This is a genomic window from Methylobacterium sp. V23 (assembly GCF_002917135.1).
In the GTDB taxonomy this organism is placed as follows: Bacteria; Pseudomonadota; Alphaproteobacteria; order Rhizobiales; family Beijerinckiaceae; genus Methylobacterium.
The window spans coordinates 126,775-143,446 of record NZ_PDHT01000007.1 but is presented as its reverse complement, the minus strand read 5'-3'; the positions used below and the strand labels follow the sequence as shown (position 1 = coordinate 143,446).

The 16,672-nt window shown below is 74.2% G+C and carries 17 protein-coding genes; 13 read left to right on the top strand and 4 right to left on the bottom strand.

The window, feature by feature from the left end; translation table 11 throughout:
• Positions 1–69: 69 nt before the first annotated feature.
• On the bottom strand, positions 70–777 hold the full coding sequence (locus CRT23_RS09295; RefSeq protein ID WP_103709446.1) for a DJ-1/PfpI family protein: 708 nt from the start codon (positions 775–777) through the stop codon (positions 70–72).
• A 57-nt stretch (positions 778–834) separates the two neighbouring features.
• Here CRT23_RS09295 and CRT23_RS09290 point away from each other — a divergent pair, with 57 nt between their 5' ends.
• From CRT23_RS09290 to CRT23_RS09270, 5 genes are all read left to right on the top strand, one after another.
• Positions 835–2,007, top strand: a complete 1,173-nt coding sequence (locus CRT23_RS09290; protein WP_103709445.1) for a GlxA family transcriptional regulator — start codon at positions 835–837, stop codon at positions 2,005–2,007.
• Positions 2,008–2,131: 124 nt separating this feature from the next.
• Positions 2,132–3,988 carry a glycosyltransferase family 39 protein gene (locus tag CRT23_RS09285; RefSeq protein WP_245436081.1) on the top strand — a complete coding sequence of 619 codons (1,857 nt, stop codon included), beginning with the start codon at positions 2,132–2,134 and terminating at the stop codon, positions 3,986–3,988.
• A 21-nt stretch (positions 3,989–4,009) separates the two neighbouring features.
• A complete protein-coding gene (locus CRT23_RS09280) occupies positions 4,010–4,735 on the top strand; it encodes a glycosyltransferase (RefSeq protein ID WP_103709444.1) in 726 nt (241 codons plus the stop codon).
• 3 nt (positions 4,736–4,738) lie between these two features.
• A complete protein-coding gene (locus tag CRT23_RS09275; protein ID WP_055949066.1) occupies positions 4,739–5,080 on the top strand; it encodes a lipid-A-disaccharide synthase N-terminal domain-containing protein in 342 nt (113 codons plus the stop codon).
• Positions 5,077–5,670 (top strand): pyridoxamine 5'-phosphate oxidase family protein, encoded by a 594-nt coding sequence (locus CRT23_RS09270; protein ID WP_103709443.1) that lies wholly within the window; start codon positions 5,077–5,079, stop codon positions 5,668–5,670. Before CRT23_RS09275 ends, CRT23_RS09270 begins: the two co-directional genes overlap by 4 nt.
• A 626-nt stretch (positions 5,671–6,296) precedes the next feature.
• Here CRT23_RS09270 and metC read toward each other — a convergent pair.
• Positions 6,297–7,484 carry a cystathionine beta-lyase gene (gene metC / locus CRT23_RS09265; RefSeq protein WP_103709442.1) on the bottom strand — a complete coding sequence of 396 codons (1,188 nt, stop codon included), beginning with the start codon at positions 7,482–7,484 and terminating at the stop codon, positions 6,297–6,299.
• A gap of 149 nt (positions 7,485–7,633) precedes the next feature.
• On the opposite strand from metC, the gene CRT23_RS09260 reads away from it, so the two are divergent.
• The 6 genes from CRT23_RS09260 to rarD all read left to right on the top strand — a co-directional run bounded on the left by CRT23_RS09260 (position 7,634) and on the right by rarD (position 13,423).
• The gene (locus CRT23_RS09260) at positions 7,634–8,665 is read left to right on the top strand and encodes an amino acid ABC transporter substrate-binding protein (RefSeq protein ID WP_103709441.1); all 1,032 of its coding nucleotides are present in this window, start codon (positions 7,634–7,636) and stop codon (positions 8,663–8,665) included.
• Entirely contained in the window at positions 8,662–9,882 is a 1,221-nt protein-coding gene (locus CRT23_RS09255; RefSeq protein ID WP_103709440.1) for an ABC transporter permease subunit, read from the top strand. The genes CRT23_RS09260 and CRT23_RS09255 overlap by 4 nt, the downstream gene beginning before the upstream one ends.
• Before the next feature lie 41 nt (positions 9,883–9,923).
• Complete coding sequence (locus CRT23_RS09250; protein WP_103709439.1) at positions 9,924–11,060, top strand: amino acid ABC transporter permease; 1,137 nt, start codon at positions 9,924–9,926, stop codon at positions 11,058–11,060.
• On the top strand, positions 11,057–11,812 hold the full coding sequence (locus CRT23_RS09245) for an amino acid ABC transporter ATP-binding protein (protein WP_103709438.1): 756 nt from the start codon (positions 11,057–11,059) through the stop codon (positions 11,810–11,812). The genes CRT23_RS09250 and CRT23_RS09245 overlap by 4 nt, the downstream gene beginning before the upstream one ends.
• 130 nt (positions 11,813–11,942) lie before the next feature.
• On the top strand, positions 11,943–12,392 hold the full coding sequence (locus CRT23_RS09240; RefSeq protein WP_103709437.1) for a hypothetical protein: 450 nt from the start codon (positions 11,943–11,945) through the stop codon (positions 12,390–12,392).
• A 173-nt stretch (positions 12,393–12,565) separates the two neighbouring features.
• Positions 12,566–13,423: an EamA family transporter RarD gene (rarD, locus tag CRT23_RS09235; protein WP_103709436.1), complete on the top strand. Its 858-nt coding sequence runs from the start codon at positions 12,566–12,568 to the stop codon at positions 13,421–13,423.
• 70 nt (positions 13,424–13,493) lie between these two features.
• Here rarD and CRT23_RS09230 read toward each other — a convergent pair whose 3' ends face one another.
• On the bottom strand, positions 13,494–14,414 hold the full coding sequence (locus CRT23_RS09230) for a LysR family transcriptional regulator (protein ID WP_103709435.1): 921 nt from the start codon (positions 14,412–14,414) through the stop codon (positions 13,494–13,496).
• A 91-nt stretch (positions 14,415–14,505) separates the two neighbouring features.
• Here CRT23_RS09230 and CRT23_RS09225 point away from each other — a divergent pair, with 91 nt between their 5' ends.
• Both CRT23_RS09225 and CRT23_RS09220 read left to right on the top strand, forming a co-directional pair.
• Positions 14,506–15,351 (top strand): NAD(P)H-dependent oxidoreductase, encoded by an 846-nt coding sequence (locus tag CRT23_RS09225; protein WP_103709434.1) that lies wholly within the window; start codon positions 14,506–14,508, stop codon positions 15,349–15,351.
• Positions 15,345–16,346, top strand: a complete 1,002-nt coding sequence (locus CRT23_RS09220; protein WP_103709433.1) for a P1 family peptidase — start codon at positions 15,345–15,347, stop codon at positions 16,344–16,346. Before CRT23_RS09225 ends, CRT23_RS09220 begins: the two co-directional genes overlap by 7 nt.
• A 39-nt stretch (positions 16,347–16,385) precedes the next feature.
• On the opposite strand, the gene CRT23_RS09215 is transcribed toward CRT23_RS09220, so the two are convergent.
• A complete protein-coding gene (locus CRT23_RS09215) occupies positions 16,386–16,670 on the bottom strand; it encodes a hypothetical protein (protein ID WP_103709432.1) in 285 nt (94 codons plus the stop codon).
• Positions 16,671–16,672 lie beyond the last annotated feature (2 nt).

Genomic DNA, 16,672 nt, shown 5'->3' with positions numbered 1-16,672 from the left:
TTCGCCGGTGCCGCCCGCTAGGCGCGCAGAATACGTTTAAGAACGCGGAAAGGACCGGCGCGGCCCGGCTCAGGGCCCGGTCGGTCCCCAGGGGACGATGTCGGTCGCCCCGGTGATCGCGCCCACGATGCGCTCCCGCTCGGCCCGGCCGGCAGCGAGGCGCCCCCGCACCGCCGCCAGCACGGCCGGGCCGGCGGCGGTGGGCGTACCGGCGGCGAAGGGCGGGGCGGGCGCGTATTCGAGGCCGAGCTGGATCGCCTCCGCCGCCGGCCGCCCGGAGAGCTCGGCCGCCAGGGTGAGGGCGAAGTCGATCCCGGCGGTGACGCCGCCGCCCGTGAGGAGGTTGCCGTCGCGCACCACCCGCTCGGAGACCGGGATCGCCCCGAAGGCCGCCAGGAGGTCGAGGCTGGCCCAGTGGGTGGTGGCGCGCCGGCCCCGCAGGAGCCCGGCCGCCCCGAGCACCAGGGCCCCGGTGCAGACGGAGGTGACGTAGCGGGCCCCCTCCGCCTGCTCGCGCAGGAAGGCCAGGACCGCCGCATCCTGCATCAGCGGGTTCACCCCGAGGCCGCCGGGCACGCAGACGACGTCGAGCTGCGGGCAGTCGGCCATGGCCAGCGTCGGGGCGAGCACGAGGCCGGTGGAACTCGTCACCGGCCCCCGGTCGGCGGCCACGAGATGGACCCGCGCCTCCGGGATTCCGACGAAGACCTCGTAGGGCGCGGTCAGGTCGAGCTGCTGGACGTCGGGGAAGGTCAGAAGGCCGATCTCGAGGGGCATCGGGCTGTCTCCGGGTGTCTGGACAGGACGACCCTAACCCGGCAGGCTCTGGCCGAAATGACAACGAGACCTCGTTTCCTGCCAGAGCGCATCGCGGACGAACCGCTCCGCGTATCCCTCCGTCCAGAATCCCGCCGCCGCGAATCCCTCTGCGACGAATCCCGTCGCATCGAAATCCTCGCCTTCCCGGGGGTGCAACTGCTCGACGTGTCGGGGCCGCTCCAGGTGTTCGCCACCGCGAACGACCTCTTCGCCACGACCGACGACCGCGCGGGCGCCGGCCCGGCGCCCTATACCCTGCGGGTGGCGGCGGCGGGCGGCGGCGTGGTCCGGAGCTCCGCCGGGCTCGGCCTCGCGACGGAGCCGCTGCCGCAGGCGGATGCCCCCGTCGACACCCTCGTGGTCGCCGGCGGGCGCGGCGTCGACGGGGCGATCGCGGACGGGCTGCCCGCCTGGGTCGCCGCCCGGGCGCCCCAGGCCCGGCGTGTGGCCTCCGTCTGCACCGGTGCCTTCCTGCTCGGGGCGGCCGGCCTCCTCGACGGGCGCCGGGCCGTGACCCACTGGACCCGCTGCGCCGCGCTCGCGCGGCGCCATCCGGAGGTCCGGGTCGAGCCCGACCCGATCTTCATCCGGGACGGCGCGGTCTGGACCTCCGCCGGGGTGACGGCGGGCATCGACCTGGCCCTGGCCCTGGTGGAGGCCGATCTCGGACAGGCCGCGGCCCTGGCGGTCGCCCGCCACCTCGTCGTCTTCCTGAAGCGCCCGGGCGGCCAAGCCCAGTTCAGCACCGTCCTGTCGCAGCAGGTGCTGTCGCCCGTGCCGGGCGGCGCCCGCTTCGAGGCGCTCCAGGCCTGGATCGCCGACCACCTCGCCGAGGACCTCACCGTGCCGCGCCTGGCCGAGGCGGCCGGCATGAGCCCGCGCGGCTTCGCCCGGCACTACCGGGCGGCCACGGGGCTGACCCCCGCCCGCGCCCTGGAGCGCCAGCGGGTCGAGGCGGCCCGGCGGCTCCTGGCCGAGACCGCGCTGCCGGTGAAGCGCATCGCGGCGCGCTGCGGCTTCGGTTCCGAGGAGACCCTGCGGCGCAGCTTCCTCCGCCACGTGGCGGTGGCGCCCGCGGCCTACCGCCAGCGGTTCCGCGCGGCCGGGGCCGGGGCCGGGGTGGAGTCGGGGGCGGGGCAGGGCGCGCCGGTTGCGGCGGCCGGCGCCCCTGCGGAACCGGGGATTTGACATTCCCGGCCGCATCATCGACACCGCCGGCCTCGCGGCATCGGCCGGAATCATCGACCGGATTCCTGGGGCCGGGTGCCGGTCCGGAGCCGCGTATGTCCCCCCTGACGGCCCATCCGCCCGCATGATCGACCGTGCCACCGTGCCCCGCCCGGCCCGCGGGGACGCCTTCGCGTTCCCGGACACCCTCCTGTCCGCCGCGGCCCGGAGCCATGCCTGGGCCTGCGCCCTCCTGGTGGCCCTCTGCCTCGTCTGCTTCCTGCCCGGCCTCGCCTCGCTCCAGCCGATGGACCGCGACGAGCCGCGCTTCGCCCAGGCCTCCAAGCAGATGCTGGAGACCGGCGACCTCGTCGACATCCGCTTCCAGGCGGAGGCCCGGCACAAGAAGCCGGTGGGCATCTACTGGGCCCAGGCCGCGGTGGTCGGCGCCGCCGAGGCGCTCGGGGTGCCGAACGCCCGCACCACCATCGGTCTCTACCGCATCCCGTCCCTGCTGGGCGCCATCGGGGCGGTGCTCCTCACCTACTGGTCGGCCCTGGTCTTCCTACCCCGGCGGGGCGCGTTCCTCGCCGCCGCCCTGTTCGGGGCCTGCGTCGTGCTCTCGGCCGAGGCCCGCCTCGCCAAGACCGACGCGCTGCTCTGCGCCTGCGCGGTGGCGACCTTCGGCGGCCTCGCCCGCGCCTGGCTCCGCCGCGAGCGCCCGGACGGGCATTCAGCCGGAGAACATGGGGCCGGAGGGCACGGCGTCGCGGGGCCCCTCGACACCGCCACGGTGCTGGCCTTCTGGCTCGGCCTCGCCCTCGGCATCCTGATCAAGGGCCCGATGGTGCCGCTGTTCTGCGGCCTGCCGGCCCTGATCCTCTCCGTCCGCTGGCGCTCCGCCCGCTGGCTCGGCGCCCTGCGGCCCGGCCTCGGCCTGCCGCTGACCCTGCTGATCGTGGCGCCCTGGTTCGCGGCCATCACCTGGAAGAGCGGCGGCGCCTTCTACGGGGAGGCGGTGGGCCACGACATGCTGAGCAAGGTCCAGGGCGGCTCGGAGAAGCACTTCGCCCCGCCCGGCGCCTACCTGGTGGCGTTCTTCGGCACCTTCTGGCCCGGCGCGGCCTTCGCGGCGCTGAGCGCGCCTTTCGCCTGGGGCTACCGGCGCGAGCCCGCCATCGCCTTCCTCCTCGCCTGGATCGTGCCGACCTGGATCCTGTTCGAGATCGTGCCGACCAAGCTGCCGCACTACGTGCTGCCGCTGATGCCGGCCATCGCCATCCTCACCGTGCGGGCGCTGGCCGCCGGCGCCCTGCACCCCGAGCGCCGCGGCGCGCGCCTCACCGCCGGGCTCGTGGTGCTGATCCCCGTCGGCCTCACCCTCGGCCTCTCGGCCTTCGCCTGGACCTACGACCGGACCCTGCCCTGGGCCGGACTGCCCCTGCTGCTCGGCGCCAGCGCCGTGGCGGCCCTGGCCTGGCACGCCTTCGCCCGCGGCCTGCCCGAGCGCGCCCTCGGCCTCGGCATCCTGGCCGCGATGCTGCTCTCGCCGGCCGTGTTCGGCCTGACCCAGCCGGTGATGGCCGCCCTCAAGGTCTCGCCCCGCCTCGCAGCGCTCCGCGAGGCCGTGCCCTGCCCCCGGCCGGCCGTGGCCAGCCTCGGCTACCGCGAGCCGAGCTTCGTCTTCCTGATCGGCACCGACCTCGCCATGCTCGGCACCGGCACCGAGGCCGTCGAGTTCCTCAAGGGGCCGAAGTCGCCGAACGGCGCAGGTTCGCCGAAGGGCGCAAGTTCGCCGAACGGTGCAAGTTCGCCGAACGGTGAAGGTCCGCGCCCGGGCGACGGCTGCCGCCTCGTCTACGTGGAAGGCCGGTTCGCGGCGGAGTTCGCCGCGGCGGCCGCGGCGGCCGGACTGGCGCCGAACCGGGTCGGCACCGTCTCGGGCTTCAACATCAACGGCGGACGCCGGGTCGACCTCTCGGCCTACGCGGTGACGCCCTGACCCTCCTCGGATCGAACACCCATGCGCCTCTCCGTGATCATCCCGGTGAAGGACGAGGCCGGCAACATCGCGAGCCTCGTCGCCGAACTCGAGACCGCCTGCGCGACCCTGGCGCCCTTCGAGGTGATCTACGTCGATGACGGCTCCACCGACGGCACCGCCGAGGCCCTGCGGGCGGCCCGGGTCGGCCGGCCCTGGCTGCGGGTGCTCAGCCACGACCGCACCGCCGGCAAGGCGGCCGGCATCCGCAGCGGCATCGCGCTGGCCCGGGCGCCGGTCTGCGCCCTGATGGACGGCGACGGCCAGAACGACCCGGCCTTCCTGGAGTCCCTGCTCCAGGCCATCGAGGCGGGCGGCGCGCGGGTCGGCCTCGCCCAGGGCCAGCGCGTCGGACGCAAGGACGGGCGGCTGAAGAGCCTCCAGTCGCGCATCGCCAACGGGGTCCGGGTCCGCATCCTGAAGGACGCCACCCGCGACACCGGCTGCGGCTACAAGCTTGTGCGCCGGGACGTCTACCACACGCTCCCGTTCTTCGACGGGCAGCACCGCTTCATGCCGGCCCTCGTCGCCCGCGAGGGCTTCGGCGTGGTCCACCGCGACGTGGTCGACCGGCCGCGCTTCACCGGCACCTCGAAATACGGCCTGTTCGACCGCCTCTGGGTCGGGCTCCTCGACCTCGCCGGGGTGTGGTGGCTGATCCGGCGCAAGCGGGTCACCCCGCGGGTCACGGACGTGACGGGAGCCTGAGCCATGCTGATCCAGCTCGCCGAGGACGTGCGCGGCTACGTCTACGACGTCTTCGTCACCCGCTTCGATGCCTGGCTGGTCTTCGGCATCCTGGCCCAGGCGGTGTTCGGCGCCCGCTTCGTGGTGCAGTGGCTCGCCTCCGAGCGGGCGGGCAAGAGCGTGATGCCCCTGGCCTTCTGGTTCCTCTCCATCGCGGGCGGCCTGATGACCCTGGTCTACGGCCTCGTGCGGCGCGAGCCGGTGATCATCTTCGGACAGGCCCTCTCGACCTTCATCTACCTGCGCAACGTCGTCCTGATCCTGCGCGAGCGCCGCGCCGCCCGGGCCGGTGCCCCGGCGCGATGACGCCGCTGCCGCCCTTCCACGACGACCTCGACGCGGCCCGCGCCGAGGTCTGGCGCCTGCTGGAAGACGGGCCGCGCTTGCGCCGCAACGCCTTCCACATGCCGGCGCTGGCCACCGTCGACGCGCGGGGGCACCCGCAGGTGCGCACCGTGGTACTGCGCGCGGCCGACCCGCTGGCCGGAGCCCTGCGCTTCCACTGCGACCGCCGCTCCGACAAGGCGTCCGAGATCGCGGCCTCGGGGATCGCGGCCCTGCACGGCTACGATTCCGACGCGAAGATCCAGATCCGCGCCGCCGGCCCCGCGACGCTCCACACCGACGACGCCCTCGCGGAGGCCGCCTGGGCCGGCGCGATGGCGATGAGCCGGGTCTGCTACGGCGCCGACCCCGCCCCCGGGGCGGTGCTGCCCACGGGCGATGCCTACACCCTGCCGGATGCCGAGGCGGCCGTGACCCTGGGCCGGCCGAACTTCTGCGCCGTGGTGGTCACGCTCGCCCGCCTCGAATTCCTCTACCTCGACCGGCGCGGCCACCGGCGGGCCGCCTGGACGCGGGCCGACGGCTGGCGCGGGGTCTGGCTGGCGCCCTGAGGGCACGCCCCGCCCAGGCGGCCCGCCACGGGAAGGCGGCCCGCCGCCGGTTCGGCCACGGGGGCGCGGCCCCGCCGCCGGTTCGGCGCGGGGGAGGGCCAAAGAAACCCGATGCGAAACGGGAGACGCGGGACGCCGCGAGACCACGTTTTCGAAACTGCTATGCCGGTCCCCCGGCGTCCCTCGGCCCGGCCCCCTGCGGGGCCGATCCTTTTCGTCACGGCGTCTTCTCGGCACCGGCGACCCGGCTGGTGGCAGCCCCCCTCCGGACCCCGTCGCCCGTGCGGGCGGCGCAGTCCGGCGGCCGTCTGATCAGGGCGCCAAGCCCCGAACCCGCCTCGTAGTGGGCGGGCCGTCCGCTCTCTCGGTGCGCCTCAGGGGACCGGGTGCAGCCGTGCGGCCTTGCAGCCGTGCGGCCTTCCCGTCCGAGACGCCTTGCGTCGCCGATGCGGCCCGGGGCGATGGCGAAACCGGGCCATCGACGCGGGGCGCCGTCTCCTCCCCCCGAGCCCCCCGACCCGGTCCGCCGGAGGGCCTCCCGTGTGGAAGGCGAGTGCCCGGACGGAACCACAGAATAGGAATATTGTCAAGAGTTTTCGGGGGCGATGCCGGGGCCGCCCGGCTGCTCAGAGGGCCGCGCGCAACCGCGAAAACCCCGCGTCGAGATCCGCCTGCAGGTCCGAAAGATCCTCCAGGCCGATGTGGAAGCGCAGGCCCGGTCCCCCCGGATTCCACTGGGTGGCGGTGCGGTAGGCCTTGCAGTCGAACGGGATGACGAGGCTCTCGAAGCCGCCCCAGGAGAAGCCCATCCCGAATAGCTCGAGGCCGTCGAGCATGGCCGCCACGGCCCGCTCCGGGGCGGGCTTCAGGATGACGCCGAACAGGCCCGAGGCGCCGGAGAAGTCGCGCGTCCAGATGGCGTGGCCGGGATCGTCGGGCAGCGCGGGATGGAGCACGCGGGCCACCTCCGGCCGGGCCTGGAGCCACTGCGCCATGGCGAGCCCCTGGGCCCCGTGCTCGCGCAGGCGCAGCGCCATGGTGCGCAGGCCGCGCAGGGCCAGGAACACGTCCTCCGGGCCGGGGCACATGGCGAAGTGCTCGAAGGTCCGGTGCAGGGCCGGCCAGTATCGGGCGTTGGCCGAGGTCAGGCCGAGGAGCAGGTCCGAGCCGCCCGAGAGGTACTTGGTCCCGGCCTCGACCGCGATGTCGACCCCGCGCGCATGGGGCGGGAACAGCAGCGGCGTCGCCCAGGTGTTGTCCATGATCACGGCCGCACCCCGCGCGTGCACGACCGCGGCGATGGCCGGCACGTCCTGCATCTCGAAGCTCTGCGAGCCCGGGGCCTCCACCAGCACGGCCTTCGTGGTGTCGCGCATCAGGTCGGCGATGCCGGTGCCGATCAGCGGATCGTAGTACTCGACCGCGACGCCGAAGCGCTTCAGCACGCCGTCGCAGAAGATGCGCGTCGGCCGGTAGGCGGAATCGCTCACCAGCAGGTGGTCGCCGGCCGAGACCACCGCCATCAGCGCCACCGTCAGGGCGGCGAGGCCCGACGGCGTCAGCACGGTGCCGGCGGCGCCCGCCAGCTCGCTCCAGGCCTGGGTCAGGGACTCGGTGGTCGGCGTCCCCGAGGTGCCGTAATCGAAGCGCCCGCGCCGGTGCTGGAGGTCGTCGTAGGTCGGGAACAGCACGGTCGAGCCGCGATAGATCGGCGTGTTGACGAAGCCGTGCTGGGCGGAGGGGTCGCGGCCCGCATGGACCAGGCGGGTGCTCGCCCCGAAGCGGGCGGGATCGCGGGGAGGGGTGTTCGACATCGGCACCGGTGGGCGAGGGAGGAACCTGCCGCGACCGAAGCCCGGCGCGCGCACCGGCGTCAAGCCGGGGTTGGGTCGGTTGGCCAGGTGCGAGGCCAGGTGTGAGGCCGGCGGCTTGACCCCGGCGCGCGATGCCCTGCAATGCGCGCATGCGATCCCTGTCGATCCCGCTCCTCGCCGCCCTGCTCGCCGCGTCTCCGGCGCTGACCCAGACTGCGGCGCGCGCGCAAGCCGACACCCTCGCCCAGGTGCGGGCGCGCGGGCACCTCGTCTGCGGGGTCAGCGGCGGGGTGGCGGGCTTCAGCATGCCGGACGGGCAGGGGCGCTGGCACGGCCTCGACGTGGATTTCTGCCGGGCGCTCGCCGCGGCCATCTTCGACGATCCCGACGCGGTGCGCTTCATCCCGCAATCCTCGGCCGCGCGCTTCACCGCCCTGCAATCGGGCGAGATCGACGTGCTCGCCCGCAACACGACCTGGACCCTGTCGCGCGACACCGCCGCGATGAATTTTCCGGTGATCACCTTCTTCGACGGGCAGGGATTCCTGGTCCGGAAATCCCTGGCCATCACCGCCGTCAAGCAGCTCGACCGGGCCACGATCTGCCTGCAGCAGGGCACCACCACGGAGCTCAACACCGCCGACTGGTTCCGCACGCGGGGCCTGAGCTATCAGGTCGTCACCTTCGCCAACAGCGAGCAGACCCTCGGCGCCTACGAATCCGGCCGCTGCGACGCCTACTCCACGGACAAGTCCTCCCTCTACGGCGAGCGCCTGAAGACCGCGCACCCGGAGGCGCACGTCATCCTGGAGGAGGCGATCTCGAAGGAGCCCTTCGCGCCCGGCGTGCGCCAGGGCGACGATGCCTGGCGCGACCTCGTCGCCTGGACCCACTACGCCATGATCGACGCGGAGGAGGCGGGCATCACGCAGGAGAACGTGGATCGGCTCCGGGGCGAGACCCTGAGCCCGGACGTCAAGCGCATCCTCGGCCTCGAGGGCCGGTACGGCCAGGGCCTCGGGCTGACCGGCGACTGGGCCTACCGGATCGTCCATCATGTGGGCAATTACGGCGACGTCTTCGCCCGCAACCTCGGCGACGGCACGCCCCTGAAGATTCCCCGCGGGCTGAACGCCCTCTGGACCAACGGGGGCCTGCACTACGGGCCGCCGATCCGGTGAGGGCCGGTCCGCCCAGGCCCGGATCGGCACCGAGATCCGCGCGCGCCCTCGCGCTCCAGGCTCTCGCGCTGCAGGCCCTCGTCGCGCTCGCCCTTGCCGGGCTGGCCTGTCTCGCCGTCACCAACGCATCCGAAAAACTCGCGCGCCAGGGCATCACCGCCGGCTTCGGCTTCCTCGCCCGGGCCGCCGGGTTCGACATCGGCCAGCGGCTGATCCCCTACGCGGCCGCGACCTCGACCTACCTCGACGCGTTCTGGGTCGGGCTCCTCAACACGCTGCTGGTCTCGGGCCTCGCCATCGGGCTCGCCACGCTCATCGGCTTCGCGGTCGGCATCGCCCGGCTCTCGCCGAACTGGCTTCTCCGGACCCTGGCGGCCACGTATGTCGAGGCCCTGCGCAACCTGCCGCTGCTGCTCCAGCTCCTGGTCTGGTACGTGGCCGTGCGGGTGATGCTGCCCGAGGCCCGCGACCCGGCGGCCTGGGGCGGGGCCTATCTCAGCCAGCGCGGGCTGGTCCTGCCGCGCCCGGAGTTCGTCGGAGCCGCCTGGCTCGTTCCCGCCGCCTTCGTGGCGGGGCTCGTCGGGGCGCGGGCCTGGATGCGCCGGAGGGCCCGGCGCGACGCGGCCGGGGCCGAACCCGGCCCGGTCGCGGGGCCGGGATCCGCCCTCTCGCGCGGCCTGCCGGCCCTGGCCCTCGTGCTCGGCCTGCCGGCCCTGGCCTGGATCGGGCTCGGCCTCGCCGGCCATCCGGTCGGGATCGCCTGGCCGTCCCCCGGCCCCTTCGGACCCGAGGGCGGGCTCGGAATCCTGCCGGAATTCGCCGCGCTGCTCCTCGGATTGTCCACCTACACGGCCGCCTTCATCGCCGAGATTGTGCGCGCCGGCCTCAACAGCGTGGCCCGGGGGCAGGGGGAGGCGGCGGCGGCCCTGGGCTTGAGCCGGGCCAAGACCCTGCGCCTCGTCACCATCCCGCAGGCCATGCGGGTGATCGTGCCGCCGCTGACCAGCCAGTACCTCAACGTGACGAAGAACTCGTCCCTGGCGGTGCTGATCGGCTATCCCGACCTCGTCCACGTCTTCATGGGCACGGTGCTCAACCAGACCAACCAGGCCGTGGAGGTCGTGGCGATCACCATGGCGGTCTACCTGACCCTGAGCCTGGGCCTCGCCGCTCTGATGAACGCCTACAACCGCCGCGCGGCGCCGGTGACGCGATGAGGCGGATCTCTCCGTGAGGATCGTGCCATGAGAAATGTGTCATGACGATCGTGCGCGAGATCCTCCTGCCCCCGGCCCCGCCGCCGCGCCGGACCGACGGGCCCGTCGGCTGGCTCCGGACCAACCTGTTCTCGGGGCCGGGCAACACCCTGACCACCCTGGTGATCCTGGCCGGGCTGGCGCTCCTGCTGCCGCCGGTGTTCCGCTTCCTCGTCACCGACGCGGTCTGGAGCGGGGGGTCGGGCGAGGCCTGCCGCCCGGAGGTCGCCGGGCGCCCGGTCGGCGCCTGCTGGGCCTTCATCGGGGCCAAGATCAACTACCTCGTCTACGGCTCCTACCCGGCGGCCGAGCGCTGGCGGCCGAACCTGTTCTTCGGCCTCGTGGCGCTCAGCGCGGTCTGGATGCTGTGGCTCGACGCGCCGCGCCGCGGCCTCGGGGCGGTGTTCGTCTTCCTGGTCGGCCCGCTCCTGTCCTACGGGCTGCTCGCGGGGACCCCTGTCCTCGCCCTCGCCCCCGTGGCCACCAGCCTGTGGGGCGGCATCCTGGTGACCCTGGTGGTCTCGCTGGTGGGCATCGTCGCCGCCCTGCCGCTGGGCATCCTGCTGGCCCTCGGGCGGCGCGCCGACCTGCCGGTGCTGCGCTATGCCTGCATCGGCTTCATCGAGTTCTGGCGCGGGGTGCCGCTGATCACCGTGCTGTTCATGGCCAACGTGATGCTGCCGCTGTTCCTGCCCGGGGACCTCACGGTGGACCGGCTGGTGCGCCCGCTCGTCGGCATCGCGCTGTTCGCCTCCGCCTACATGGCCGAGGTGGTGCGCGGCGGCCTGCAGGCGATCCCCGCGGGGCAGGGGCGGGCGGCCCTGGCGCTCGGCCTCACCCGGGTCCAGGCCCTGCGCCTCGTGATCCTGCCCCAGGCCCTCAAGGTGGTGGTGCCCGGCATCGTCAACACGCTGATCGGCCTGTTCAAGGACACCACCCTGGTCTCCATCGTGGGCATCGCCGACTTCATCCGGGTGCTGGAGGCGGCGCGCGCCGATCCGCGCTGGTCGGCGCCGACCATTCCCGCCACCGCCTACGCCTTCGCGGCCCTGTTCTACCTCGCGGTCTGCTTTTCCATGGCCCGCTACGCCGCCTTCATCGAGCGGCGTCTGGCCGCCGGCGAGCGGGGCCGGGCATGACGGACGGCCCCGCGACCCCTGATCTCAAGACCCCCGCCGTCGAGTTCCGCGGCGTGAACAAATGGTTCGGCACCGCCCACGTCCTGCGCGAGGTCTCCCTCACGGTGGCGAAATCCGAGCGGCTCGTGATCTGCGGTCCCTCCGGCTCGGGCAAGTCGACCCTGATCCGCTGCGTCAACGGCCTCGAGCCCTTCGCGAGCGGCACGATCCGGGTCGCCGGCCAGGACCTCACCCCCGCCCGCCTCCCGGCGGTGCGGCGGACCGTCGGCATGGTGTTCCAGCACTTCAACCTGTTTGCCCACCTCACCGTGCTGGAGAACTGCACCCTGGCGCCGATCCACGGGCGCGGCATCGGGCGCCGGGCCGCCGAGGCGCGGGCGCGGGACGAGCTCGAACGCCTCGCCGTCGCGGATCTGGCGCACCGCATGCCCGGCCAGCTCTCCGGCGGCCAGCAGCAGCGGGTGGCCATCGCCCGCGCCCTCTGCCTCGACCCGGCGGTGATGCTGTTCGACGAGCCGACCTCGGCCCTCGATCCCGAGATGGTGCAGGAGGTGCTCGACGCCCTGACGGATCTCGCGGGACGCGGCATGACCCTGCTCTGCGTCACCCACGAGATGGGCTTCGCCCGCCGGGTCGCCGACCGAGTGGTGTTCATGGACGCGGGCCAGATCGTCGAGGTCGCGCCGCCCGAGGCCTTCTTCGACCGCCCCGAGCATCCCCGCACCCGGGAATTTCTCGCACGCCTCCTGTGAGGGGCGGGACGCGGCGCGGCCCGGCGAAGTTGTGCCGGCGCAGGACGTCCCGCCGGGCGGCGGGCTCCGGTTCGTTAACGCCGATCCGCTAAATCCATCCCGGTACTCGCGTATCCGGGAAGCCCGTCCCTTGCGTATCCTGCGGAACATCGTCGTCGGCAGCGTCTTCGGCAGCAGTGCCCTGGTCATCGCCTTCGCCTGCGTCGACCGGCTCGACCACCCGGCCCCCAAGGCCTCCACCGCCTCCGCGCCGGTGGCCGCCCTCACCCGGATCCGCCCGCCCGAGCCCACCGTGACGGGCGCGCTCCCGGCCGAGACCGGGCCCTCGATCGGCGACATCCTCGGGCGCGACGCCGTCGCCCGCCAGACGGTCACCCGGCCCCCCGTGCCCAAGGCCTCCACCACCCGCGAGACCCCCGCCCGCGAGGCGGCGGGCCGGGCCCCGGCCAAGCCCGTGGCCCGGGTCGCCGCCGCGCCGGCCCCGAAGCCGGTGAAGAAGGCCGCCGAGGGCTTCGACACCGAGCGCCTGAACGCCCTGATGCGCGGCGACCCCGCCGTCACCCTCGCGCGCACCCGCTGAGCGCGCCGGGCGCTCCGAGCGCCCCCGCCATGCGCCATCCCGCACGGGCGGGTCCCTGAACGCCTGCTATAAGCCGCGCCCGGTCCCCCGCGGGCCGGCGGCCCGAACGGGCCGCGGGCTACTCAGCCGGCACGGCTTGGCTAAGCGGCCGGCACGGCAAGGGGAGGCGGCCTTTGGGTCTGATCTACGCGCTCGGCGCCTATCTGAGCTGGGGCCTCGTGGTCCCGGTGCATTTCCGCCTGCTCGACGCCGTGCCGGCCCCCAGCATCCTGGCCCACCGCATCGTCTGGTCGAGCCTGCTCGTCGCCGGCCTGCTCGTGGCCCTGCGCCGCCGGATCCGGAACCCCTTCCCCCTGGTGCGCCGCCACGGGCTCCTCGTCCTGTCGGCCGGGCTGATCGGCGTGAACTGGCTCCTCTACCTCCGGGCCGTGCAGTCCGGGCACATGCTCGACGCGAGTCTCGGCTACTTCATCAACCCGCTGATGAGCGTGGCCTTGGGCGCCGTGGTGCTGGGCGAGCGCCTGCGGCCGGTCCAGGCCGCGGCGGTGGCGCTGGCCGCCGGCGCCGTGCTCCTGGCCGTCGCCCTGGCGGGCAGCCTGCCCTGGGTCTCGCTCGCGCTGGCCGGCAGCTTCTCGCTCTACGGGCTCGCCCGCAAGGTCGTCGGCGTCGACGCCATGGTGGGCTTCGCCGCCGAGACCCTGGTGCTCCTGCCGGTGGCGCTGATCTACCTCGCGGCCTTCGCGCCGCCGGTGATCCAGGGCGACCCGGTGCGGGCCGGCCTCCTCCTGCTCACCGGGGCCACCACGGCGCTGCCGCTGATCTGGTTCGCGGCCGCGGCCGAGCGGCTCACCCTGGCGACGCTCGGGCTGATGCAGTACCTCGCGCCCTCCTGCCTCCTCGTTCTCAGCACCCTCGTCTACGGCGAGCGGCTGGAGCCCCACCGCGCGGTGCTGTTCGGGCTGATCTGGCTGGCGCTGGCGATCTACGCCGCCGACGCCTATCGCGCCGCCCGGCAGGCGCGGGCCGGCTGAAGAGGGCGCCGAAGAGGACGCCGAAGCGGGCGCCGAAGAGGCGGCGTCGCACCGGGGGCGGTCGCGGCGGTCACGCCCGGATGAGGCCGGGGAGCCCCGCCAGGGACGCCGCGAGCGCATCGACCAGCATGCGAACGCGCGCGATGCGCGTGCGACCGGGCACCATCAGAAGGGAGAGGGGCACGGGTTCGGGGGTGACGTCCGGCAGGATCTGTTCGAGGGTCCCGTCCGCCAGCAGGTCGTCGACGAGCCAGAGATGCGCGACCGCGATGCCCCGCCCCCGCGCCAGGGCCTCGCGGGCCGCCAAGCCGTGATCGACCCGCAGGGGTCCGTCGAAGGGGACGCGGACCTCTGCGCCGTCCGGCCCGCGCAGGGGGACGATCGCACTCCCGGCGACGTTGCTCATGCGGATCGCGGCGTGGCCCGCGAGGTCGTCGAGCGTCCGCGGCCTGCCCCGCTCGGCGAGATAGGCCCGGGAGGCCACCAGGATGCGCCGTGACTGGCCGAGGGTCCGGCCCTGCAGCGTGCTGTCGGCGAGGGGGCCGAGCCGGATCGCCACGTCGACCGCCTCCTGCACGAGGTCGATGCGGGTGTCGGAGAGGCTGAGGTCGACCACGATCCCCGGGTGGCGATCCTGGATGGCGAAGACCATCCCGCAGACGTGCCGGATTCCCAGGGCCGCGGTGCAGGACACCCGGATCGTGCCCGTCAGGCCGCCGCCGGCGCTCCGGGCCCCGTCCGTCGCCTCGTCCACCAGCCGCAGGATGGTGCGGGCCTCTTCGTGGTAGCGCCGGCCCTCGTCGGTGAGGGTGACGCGCCGGGTGGTTCGATTCAGGAGCGTGACCCCGAGCACGCTTTCGAGGTCCGCCACGTGGCGCGAGACGGTCGATTGTCCCACGCGCTGCTCGCGCGCCACCGCGGACAGGCTGCCGCGCTCCGCCACGCGCACGAAGCTGCGCATGCGCTCCAGGGTGACGCCCGATCGATCCATTGCGCGGCATGATCCTATCCGTTTCCGTCAGCTAACGGATGGATCGCGCCGCGCCTAGCCTCGTGCCTCCCTCCTCCGGTGAGCCGCAAGCATGAAGATCCTCGTCGTCTCCGCCCATCCCGACGCCGCATCCCTGACCAACGCCCTGCGCGCCGTGGCGGTGGCCGCACTCCTGGCCGAGGGGCACGAGGTCCGCGTGACCGACCTCTACGCCATCGACTGGAAATCCGCGGTCGACCGGCGCGATTTCCCCGCCCTCCCGGCGTCCGAGCGCCTGCGGGTGCCCGCGGCCTCCGGCGCGGCGTTCGCCGGCGGGCGCCTCACGCAGGACGTGGTCGCCGCACAGGCCGACCTGCTCTGGGCCGATGCCCTGATCCTGGCGTTTCCGCTCTGGTGGTTCTCCATGCCGGCGATCCTGAAAGGCTGGATCGACCGGGTCTACACGTTCGGCTTCGCCTACGGCGTCGGCGAGCACAGCGAGACACGCTGGGGGGATCGCTACGGAGAGGGCACGCTCGCCGGCAAGCGCGCGATGCTCGTGGTCACGGCCGGAGGCTGGCCGTCGCATTACGGCCCGCGCGGGATCAACGGGCCGATCGACGACCTGCTCTTCCCCATCCAGCACGGCGTGCTGTTCTATCCGGGCTACGACGTGCTGCCGCCGTTCGTCGTGTACCGGGCGGACCGGATGGACGCGGCCACGTTCGACCGGACCGCCGCGGCCCTGGAGGACCGGATGCGGACCCTGTTCGCGATCCCGGCGATTCCGTTCCGACGCCAGAACGGCGGGGATTACACGATGCCCGCGATGGAGCTACGCTCCGAGGCGGCCGGGCCGGCTGCGACCGGCTTCGACGCCCACCGCGCGGCGGCGCCCGAGGCGGAGGGTTCGATCCGCGGATCGCGAGGGACATCCTCCGGGGAGGCGCTGTGCTGACCAACCGCATCACCGACATCGCCGGCCTCCGGGTCGGCCACGCCACCGATCTGCGGCGCGCCAGCGGCGTCACCGCGCTCCTGTTCGACGAACCCGTGGTGGCGGGCGTCGACGTGCGCGGCGGCGGGCCCGGCACCCGCGAGACCGACCTCCTCGACCCCGAGCGCAGCGTGGAGCGCATCGACGCCCTGGTGCTCTCCGGCGGCTCGGCCTTCGGCCTCGACGCCGCCGCCGGCGTCGTCGCCCACCTCGCCGAGACCGGGCGCGGCTTTCCCGTCGGCCCGGCACGGGTCCCGATCGTGCCGGCCGCGATCCTGTTCGATCTCCTCAACGGTGGCGACAAGGCCTGGGGCCGGTTCTCGCCCTATCGCAACCTCGGCTACGCGGCGGCGGTGGCGGCGACGCGCGACGTCGCCCTCGGCTCCGTCGGCGCCGGCACGGGGGCGGCCACCGCCAACCTGAAGGGTGGGATCGGCTCGGCCTCGGCGGCGGTCGCGGGCTTGGGCATCCGCGTCGGCGCCCTGGTGGCGGTGAACGCCTTCGGCCGGGCGACGGTGGGGGCGGGGCCGCATTTCTGGGCCGGCCCCTACGAGGTCGGCGCCGAGTTCGGCGGCCTCGGGCTCCCCGCCGCGATGCCGGCCGACGCCTTCGACTGGCCGCGCAAGGCCCTGTCCGGGGCCGGGGCCAGCACCACCCTGGCGGTGGTCGCCACCGACGCCGTCCTCACCAAGGCGCAGGCGCGCCGCCTCGCCGTGATGGCCCAGGACGGCCTCGCCCGGGCGATCCAGCCGGTCCACACGCCCCTCGACGGCGACGCCGTCTTCGCCGTGGCCACCGGCCGGGTTCCCCTCGCCGACCCGGTCATCGACCTGGCGCGGATCGGCGACGCGGCGGCGCGCACCCTCGCCCGCGCGGTGGCGATCGGGGTGCATCGCGCCACGGTGCCGCCCGGATGGGCCGGGCCACCGGCCTGGGTCGACCGCTTCGACGGGTGACGACCGGACGGCTCCGGCGCCGGCCGCGTTCGGACGGTTTCAGGACGGGCCGAGTTCGGCCTTGGCATCCGCGATGAGGCCGGCGAGGCCCGCATCGACCTCGGCGCCGAGCATGCGGCGCTCGGCCTCCGTCAGGTCGGCGGCCCAGCCGCGCTGGCCGAAGCCCTCCGCGCACTTGGCCCGCTCGGCCGCGAGATAGGCCTCGGTCTCGGCCGGCTGGGTGCGCATGGCCTGGACGAGGCCGAACCAGGCCGCGCGCTCCACCACCGCGAGGCGGGCCCGCAGGCGGATCATCACCGCGCGCTCGGGGCTGACATCGTCCATCG

What these genes read in the sequence shown, in the direction of transcription:
- CRT23_RS09245 (WP_103709438.1), top strand. Translation starts at nt 11,057, where the DNA reads ATGACGGACGGCCCCGCGACCCCTGATCTCAAGACCCCCGCCGTCGAG.
- CRT23_RS09280 (WP_103709444.1), top strand. Translation starts at nt 4,010, where the DNA reads ATGCGCCTCTCCGTGATCATCCCGGTGAAGGACGAGGCCGGCAACATC.
- metC (WP_103709442.1), bottom strand. Translation starts at nt 7,484, where the DNA reads ATGTCGAACACCCCTCCCCGCGATCCCGCCCGCTTCGGGGCGAGCACC.
- CRT23_RS09275 (WP_055949066.1), top strand. Translation starts at nt 4,739, where the DNA reads ATGCTGATCCAGCTCGCCGAGGACGTGCGCGGCTACGTCTACGACGTC.
- CRT23_RS09285 (WP_245436081.1), top strand. Translation starts at nt 2,132, where the DNA reads ATGATCGACCGTGCCACCGTGCCCCGCCCGGCCCGCGGGGACGCCTTC.
- CRT23_RS09295 (WP_103709446.1), bottom strand. Translation starts at nt 777, where the DNA reads ATGCCCCTCGAGATCGGCCTTCTGACCTTCCCCGACGTCCAGCAGCTC.
- CRT23_RS09225 (WP_103709434.1), top strand. Translation starts at nt 14,506, where the DNA reads ATGAAGATCCTCGTCGTCTCCGCCCATCCCGACGCCGCATCCCTGACC.
- CRT23_RS09270 (WP_103709443.1), top strand. Translation starts at nt 5,077, where the DNA reads ATGACGCCGCTGCCGCCCTTCCACGACGACCTCGACGCGGCCCGCGCC.
- CRT23_RS09260 (WP_103709441.1), top strand. Translation starts at nt 7,634, where the DNA reads ATGCGATCCCTGTCGATCCCGCTCCTCGCCGCCCTGCTCGCCGCGTCT.
- CRT23_RS09290 (WP_103709445.1), top strand. Translation starts at nt 835, where the DNA reads ATGACAACGAGACCTCGTTTCCTGCCAGAGCGCATCGCGGACGAACCG.
- CRT23_RS09250 (WP_103709439.1), top strand. Translation starts at nt 9,924, where the DNA reads ATGACGATCGTGCGCGAGATCCTCCTGCCCCCGGCCCCGCCGCCGCGC.
- CRT23_RS09230 (WP_103709435.1), bottom strand. Translation starts at nt 14,414, where the DNA reads ATGGATCGATCGGGCGTCACCCTGGAGCGCATGCGCAGCTTCGTGCGC.
- CRT23_RS09215 (WP_103709432.1), bottom strand. Translation starts at nt 16,670, where the DNA reads ATGGACGATGTCAGCCCCGAGCGCGCGGTGATGATCCGCCTGCGGGCC.